5 protein-coding genes and 1 tRNA gene are annotated in these 7405 nt (G+C 58.4%); 3 read left to right on the forward strand and 3 right to left on the reverse strand.

Annotated features, from left to right (window positions below):
• Positions 1-6: 6 nt before the first annotated feature.
• A complete protein-coding gene (gene typA, locus MB02_RS16430) occupies positions 7-1830 on the reverse strand; it encodes a translational GTPase TypA (RefSeq protein ID WP_067540385.1) in 1824 nt (607 codons plus the stop codon).
• A 317-nt stretch (positions 1831-2147) separates the two neighbouring features.
• On the opposite strand from typA, the gene MB02_RS16435 reads away from it, so the two are divergent.
• Positions 2148-4778: a TonB-dependent receptor gene (locus tag MB02_RS16435; RefSeq protein WP_067540388.1), complete on the forward strand. Its 2631-nt coding sequence runs from the start codon at positions 2148-2150 to the stop codon at positions 4776-4778.
• Between the two features lie 129 nt (positions 4779-4907).
• Positions 4908-5360, forward strand: a complete 453-nt coding sequence (locus MB02_RS16440; RefSeq protein ID WP_067540391.1) for a DUF805 domain-containing protein — start codon at positions 4908-4910, stop codon at positions 5358-5360.
• A 33-nt stretch (positions 5361-5393) separates the two neighbouring features.
• On the opposite strand, the gene recF is transcribed toward MB02_RS16440, so the two are convergent.
• Entirely contained in the window at positions 5394-6482 is a 1089-nt protein-coding gene (recF, locus tag MB02_RS16445) for a DNA replication/repair protein RecF (protein WP_067540394.1), read from the reverse strand.
• A gap of 13 nt (positions 6483-6495) precedes the next feature.
• Positions 6496-7233: a queuosine precursor transporter gene (locus MB02_RS16450; RefSeq protein WP_067540397.1), complete on the reverse strand. Its 738-nt coding sequence runs from the start codon at positions 7231-7233 to the stop codon at positions 6496-6498.
• 74 nt (positions 7234-7307) lie between these two features.
• On the opposite strand from MB02_RS16450, the gene MB02_RS16455 reads away from it, so the two are divergent.
• A tRNA-Arg gene (locus MB02_RS16455) sits at positions 7308-7384 on the forward strand.
• Positions 7385-7405: the final 21 nt, after the last annotated feature.

Genomic DNA, 7405 nt, shown 5'->3' on the forward strand with positions numbered 1-7405 from the left:
CGGAATTCAGGCAGCTTCCTTGCGCTTCGCCTTCTTGCGTTCGTGCGGATCGAGTATTGCCTTGCGCAGACGAATGCTCTGCGGCGTGACTTCGACCATTTCATCATCATCGATGTAGGCAATCGCCTGCTCGAGACTCATGACAGTGGGCGGGGTCAGGCGGATCGCGTCATCCTTCCCGGTGGAGCGGAAGTTGGTCAACTGCTTCGACTTCATCGGATTGACTTCGAGATCGTCAGGCTTGGCATTCTCACCGATGATCATGCCTTCGTAGAGCTTGTCCTGCGGCTTTACGAACAGGATGCCGCGATCTTCCAGAGCATTGAGCGCGTAACCGACCGCTTCGCCGGCGCAGTTGGAGATCAGCACACCATTGCTGCGCCCTTCGATGGGACCTTTGTGGGGGCCATACTTCTCGAACAGGCGGTTCATGATGCCGGTCCCGCGCGTATCGGACAGGAATTCACCATGGTAGCCGATCAGCCCGCGAGAGGGCGCCGAAAACGTGATGCGGGTCTTGCCGAGGCCTGACGGCCGCATCTCGGTCAGTTCGGCTTTGCGACGCTGCATCTTTTCGACGACCGTGCCGGAAAATTCGTCATCCACATCGATCACGACGGTTTCGTATGGTTCGGTCCGCTGTCCGTTTTCTTCGCCAAAGATCACGCGGGGACGGGAAATGCCGAGCTCGAAACCCTCACGGCGCATCGTTTCGATCAGCACGCCAAGCTGCAATTCGCCGCGGCCGGCAACTTCGAAGCTGTCCTTGTCGGCACTTTCGGTCACACGGATCGCGACGTTCGTTTCCGCTTCGCGTGACAGGCGATCGCGAATCATGCGGCTGGTAACCTTGTCGCCTTCGCGTCCGGCAAGCGGGCTGTCATTGACGGAGAATCGCATTGCCAGGGTCGGTGGATCGATAGGCTGCGCTGCGATGGGCTGTTTTACCGCTGGGTCGGCAATGGTGTTGGCGACGGTGGCCTTTTCCAGCCCCGCCAGCGCAATGATATCCCCGGCCTTGGCTTCCTCGACCGGAACCCGTTCCAGCCCGCGGAACGACATCAGCTTGGTCGCACGACCTGCTTCGACCACTTTGCCATCCATATCGAGCGCGTGGATCGGATCGTTGATCTTCAGTGTGCCGGACTGAACGCGGCCGGTCAGCACGCGGCCCATGAAATTGTCACGGTCGAGCAGAGTGGCAAGGAATGTAAAGGGGCCGGATGCGTCCAGCCCCGGGGCCGGCACATGGCCGACAATCTTCTGGAACAGCGGTTCAAGCGTGCCCTCGCGTGCTTCCTGATCGTCGCTGGCATAGCCATTGCGGCCCGACGCGTAGAGCACGGGGAAATCGAGCTGCTCATCCTTGGCATCGAGGCTGACGAACAGGTCGAATACTTCGTCCAGTACCTCTTGCGGCCGTCCATCCGGGCGGTCGATCTTGTTGACCACGACGATAGGGCGCAGCCCAAGCGCAAGGGCCTTGCCCGTTACGAACTTGGTTTGCGGCATGGCGCCTTCGGCACTGTCCACCAGCAGAATGACACCGTCCACCATGGACAGGATACGCTCCACTTCGGCGCCGAAGTCGGCGTGGCCAGGCGTATCCACGATGTTGATGCGGTTGCCGTTCCATTCGACACTGGTGCATTTGGCGAGGATCGTGATGCCGCGCTCTTTTTCCAGATCGTTGGAATCCATGGCCCGTTCATCCACGCGCTGGTTGTCGCGGAAGGTGCCGGATTGACGGAAAAGTTGGTCGACCAAGGTGGTCTTGCCGTGATCGACGTGGGCGATGATCGCGATATTGCGCAAGGCTTCTGCGGACATGCGTGCTGCTCGGTGCTTTCGATTGCAGGGGGCGGGGCCAGTCATGCCTGTGCATGTTGCACCCGCGAAACGGCGCGCCCCTATACCAAGGGAAGTCGAACGGCAAGTATGTTGGACAATATCTCTGCTGAGGGCGATATTGAGCGATGGGTAAGTGGTCCGCCAGCAGCGCGTGTAAAATGGAGTTAACTGAAAAGTGATTAAGACCGTTTATCAAGCGTGTCGGTTCGGTAGGGCACCGGTCGACCGCTCGAAACAGACGGGCGGCTGAACGGGGAATTTCCTGGCGGACCGCCTGAGGAAGAGAGGGGGTCTAAATGAAGAACGTCGCAATGGATCGCGGCCTTCGCTTTCGTTCATTGTTCCTGTGCGGTGCGGGAACGATCGCTGCGCTTGTGCCCTTGGGGGCTCTTGCCCAGGATGGTGTAGCCGCTGGTGCTGCTGGGGAAACGACCTTTGCGGAAAGCGAAGGTAACGAAATCATCGTGACTGCGACCAAGCAGGAAAAGACGTTGCAGGACGTACCTGTGGCGGTGACGGTCACGACCGCCGAGACGCTCGAACGCGCGCAATTGCGTGATATTGCCGATCTGGTCAGTGTGGTGCCGTCGCTTCGTGTCGTGCAACTGCAAGGTTCTGCGGCGACGAACTTCTTCATTCGCGGCTTTGGCAATGGATCCAACAATGTGGGGATCGAACCGTCGGTCGGTGTGTTCGTCGATGGGGTGTTCCGTTCGCGCACTGCGTCGCAGATCAGCGATTTCCCGGATATCGAGCGGGTTGAGGTGCTACGCGGCCCGCAATCGACGTTGTTCGGAAAGAACGCGTCTGCCGGCGTTATCTCGATAGTGACGAAAGAACCGCAGTTCGACTTCGGCGGTTCGCTTGAGGCATCCTACGGCAACTACGACGCGAAAGTCCTCAAGGGCTATGTGACGGGCCCGTTGACGGACGCTCTTGCAGTCAGTCTCGCTGCCGGGCTGAACAAGCGTGACGGCTATATGAAGGACCTGGGAGACGGTACGAGAACCAATGAGCGCAATCGGTGGTTCGTCCGCGGACAGGCGCTCTATGAACCGGATGATCGCCTGAAGGTCCGGGTGATTGCCGACTATGACAAGATTGATGAAAATTGCTGTGGTGTCGTCAATATCCAGAGTTCGGCAGCGACCGCAGCGATCCTCTCGCCTTATATCGGGGGGATGGTGAATGATCCGGCGGATCAGTTCGATGACAAAGTTTACAGTAATATGCCGTCGATCAACAAGATCGAGAATTACGGCATTTCGGCCCAGGTCGACTATGATGTGGGGCCCATGCAGATCACTTCGATCACGTCGTTGCGTCGGACCAACGCACTGACGGATCAGGATTCCGACTTCACCAGCGCGCGCTTGTTGGCGACAAACTTGCAGGACCAGAGGCTCAAGAGTTTCACTCAGGAACTACGTGTGAGTGGAAACCTGACTGATGATATCAGCGCTCTGTTCGGGGTGTTCTATCTCAACGAGAAATTCCGCCAGAATGGAGCGCTGATTCTGGATGACCAGTTCAGAACCTATGCCGACCTGCTGGTGCAGGGCTCCAGCGGGGGGGCGTTGAGTATCGGCCTGCTGGAGGGGGCATTCGGTACTTACGACGGTGATCCGACCCAGTATCTCGGCACCTTTCTGGTGGCGGGGACAGGGCAGAACATGGACCTTTCGCTGAATAGCGAAGCGTTTTCCATTTTTGGCCAATTCGATATCGATCTGGCTGACCGTCTGACGTTGACCATGGGTGGGAACTACACGAAGGACAAGAAGTCGTTCACGACCGATATCACGTCGCTGGATACATTCTCCGCGATTGATTTCGACGCTCCGCAATATGCGCCTTTCCGTTACGGCCTGCTGTACCAGGGGGCTCTCAATAACGGATTGGATGCGGCAACAGCGGCTGCCTTTGCTTCCGCGAACATGAATAATCCGCTGGCCAACCCCCTTGGCCCCTTGCGTTCGTTCCAGCTTTTCCCGCCGTTCGTCAACGTTCCCAACGCGGTGGAGAACGGCAAAACCAACGATGGCAATTTCAGCTACACGCTGCGGCTCGCCTACGATGCGACGGACAACGTAAATCTCTATGCAAGCTACGCGACGGGTTTCAAGGCGAGTTCCGTCAACCTTTCGCGGGACAGCCGTCCTCCGCAGACCTTGGCCAACGACCTCGCCGGGGCTGGGCTGCTCGTCCCCAACCTCCGTTACGGCACACGCTATGCCGATCCGGAAAAATCGAAAGTCATAGAGTTCGGCGCCAAAGGGAACTGGCGCAATTATGCGGCCAATATCGCGGTGTTCTATCAAGCGATCAAAGGCTTCCAGTCCAATATCTTCCTTGGAACGGGATTTGCGTTGGCCAATGCCGGGAAGCAGTCGACTTACGGGGTCGAATTCGAAGGGACAGCCCGGCCCATTCCGCCTTTGACTCTAGGGGTGGCGATTACCTGGCTTGATCCGAAGTACAACAGTTTCGTGGCATCTGCGGTTGGAGATCAGTCGGGCCGTCGCCCGCCGGAAATCCCCGAATGGTCGACTACGTTCAGTGCCCAGTGGGATCAGCATCTGGGGAACGGCGACCGTCTGATATTGCGCGGGGCCTATCACTATGAATCCTCTGCCTGGGCAGTGGAAGGATTGCCCGGTTTCATCCAGCGTGATGCGGCAGGCAATGTCGTGGACTATCAGCCCGCGATCGATGCGGCGGGCAAATTCAAACGTCAGGTTGACGAGGTCGACGCTTCGTTGACTTATGCCATGGAGAATGGGCTGGAACTGTCGGTGTGGGGCCGCAATCTGCTCGATGATCGATACTTCAACCGCATTTTCGATTCCGTGGCGCAGCCGTTGGCGGTTTCCGGTTATGCGAACCAGCCGCGTACTTATGGGGTGGCTGCGCGCTATAAATGGTGATTGGAGCAAGGCCGCCGATCAAGCGGGGAGGGTAGTTGTTCTCAGCGCCTTCCCCCATTGCGATTTGTGGATTTCCATGATCTCTTTGCCCCAGGCGGCACTTCCTGCCGAGAGAGAGGGGAAAACAACATGGAATGGATGATCCTGCCATTGAAGCGTTATGCCGATTTTTCCGGGCGTTCCCGGCGGCTGGAATTCTGGATGTTCGCTTTGCTGAACGTGATCGTCAGCTTCGTGCTGATGACTGTCATGCTGGCGGGGGGCGTCTCCCTCGCGGAACTTGAAAATCCGGGTGCTGGAATGCCTGCCTTTGGCGGCCTCTTCTGGATCGCAGTAATTCTTCTGTTGGTGTGGGGCCTCGGGACGATCATTCCGGGAATCGCCGTTTCTGTTCGCCGTTTGCATGATCGCGATATGTCCGGCTGGTGGTATCTTGGACTGATCGTGGCTTACATGATTCCGTTTGTGAACCTGATCGCGGGAATTGCGTTTCTGGTGCTCATGTTGTTGCCGGGCACGCCGGGACCGAACCGCTATGGTGCGGACCCCAAGGACCCGATGAGCGCGGATGTTTTCGCCTGAATAATGCCCGTGGCATGGGGATGGGGCCGGGAATTAGCCGGCCCTTTCAACCCTGCCGCTGATGACTCGCCAAACTGCTGCTTCTCCGGCAATCGCATCGAATGGGGCAAGCTCGGTACCAGTCATCCACACTTGTGCTTCACCGGCCCGTAACCGCTCAAACAGAGCCATCCGTCGTACCGGGTCGAGATGGGCCGCGACTTCATCCAGTAACAGCATGCCGGGGCGCCCCCGCGCAGCCAGTTCAGCATGGGCGAGGGTGATGGCAATCAGCATCGCCTTCTGCTCGCCTGTGGAACAGCTTGCGGCGGGCATCTGCTTTCCTGCCATGAGGACCTCCAGTTCGTCGCGATGGGGGCCTGTCAACGTACGCCGGGCAGCACGGTCGCGCATTCGTTGCAGCCTGAGCTCCCGGGCCAGCTCCCCTTGCTCCACTGGGCCTCCGGCCACGTAAGTTAGGGCAGGGCGGGCGAAGGGATGGTCAGGGAGCAGGCTGAGCTCGCTGGTGAGTTGTTCCACAAGGGTGGCTCTTCCGGCAGCCAGTGAAGAACCATGACTCGCCAGTTGCGTTTCGACAGCATCCATCCAGCTTGAATCAGGTTCCATCTCACCGTCGAGCAGCCGATTACGTTCGCGCAAGGCTGTCTCGTAACGAGAGGCATGGCGTGCGTGGCCGGGATCGAGGGCAAGGGCCAGACGATCGATATAGCGGCGCCGGGCGCCTGCACTGTCGGTGAACAAGCCGTCCATCGCGGGGGTGAGCCAGCTTGTCGCAAGCCATTCACCAAGCCCGATCGCACTGGCATTCGCACCATTGATCTGCACCAGTCGACGCCCGGGACGGTCACTTCGCGTGCCTGTCCCCAGGCGGACGGGATCACTCCCATCGCGGCAGTCAAGCAAGGCACTGACAGCAAAACCGCCCGTCCCCCCTGATTTCGCCATCTCTACCAGTGCTGCCCGGCGAAGTCCCCGACCGGGGGCAAAAAGCGACAAGGCCTCCAGCACATTGGTTTTTCCCGCACCGTTTTCTCCCACCAACAAATTGAAATGGCGGGTTCCATCCAATTGGCTTTCCGTATGGTTTCGGAAGTGGGACAGGGTAACGCGATCAATCGGCATTGCTGAGCCGTATTCAGCGCGTCGTGGCGAATGGCGAGAAATCGGTATCGCTGTCGAATACTTCCACGCCTTCACGTTGTTTGAGCCAGCCGACCACGATGTAGGTAAGCGGGGTCAGCAAAGCTTCCCAGCTTGTCTTGATCAGCCATTGGGAGAGCACGACCTGCATGAGCTGTTCTGGCGGCCAGCCGGCGAGACCATAAAATGCCAGAGGATAGAAAATCAGGCTATCCAGCCCCTGTCCGACCACTGTGGAGCCGATCGTGCGGGTCCACAGGTACTTGCCACCGGTCCACAGCTTCATGCGGGCGAGTACATAGGAATTGGCGAATTCACCAACCCAGAAGGCGGTCATGGAGGCGAGCACGATACGCCAGCTGTTGCCGAAAACGAATTCGTATGCCTGCTGTCCGGGCCAATCTTTGGCAGGGGGCAAGGCGACAACTACCCATGCCATGAAGGCCATGAATATGAGAGCCCCGAATCCGGCCCAGATCACCCGGCGGGCATGGGCATATCCGTAAACCTCGGTGAGGACATCGCCGATAATATAGCTGATCGGGAAGAACAACACTCCGGCGCCGAACGACCATTCCATACCATTCGGCAAAGTGACGAAACTCGGCTTCGATGCGCCGATGATGTTGGAAAGCAACAGAATTGCCACAAACCCGGCCATTACGAGGTCGTAATAGCGGAAGTGTCTACGCCCACCGGCGCGCCCCTCGATGCGTTTGGGTTCATGCTCCATGAAATACGTGCCTATAGCGATTTGCGGCAGGGGAAAAGCACGCTATGGCACGCGCGGCCGATCCATCGGCATGCGCGCCCTTAGCTCAGCTGGATAGAGCACGGGACTTCTAATCCTGAGGCCGCAGGTTCGACTCCTGCAGGGCGCACCATTTCCTTTTCGGGGCCAGAAA

It is taken from the genome of Croceicoccus estronivorus (assembly GCF_001625325.1).
Classification (GTDB): Bacteria; Pseudomonadota; Alphaproteobacteria; order Sphingomonadales; family Sphingomonadaceae; genus Caenibius; species Caenibius estronivorus.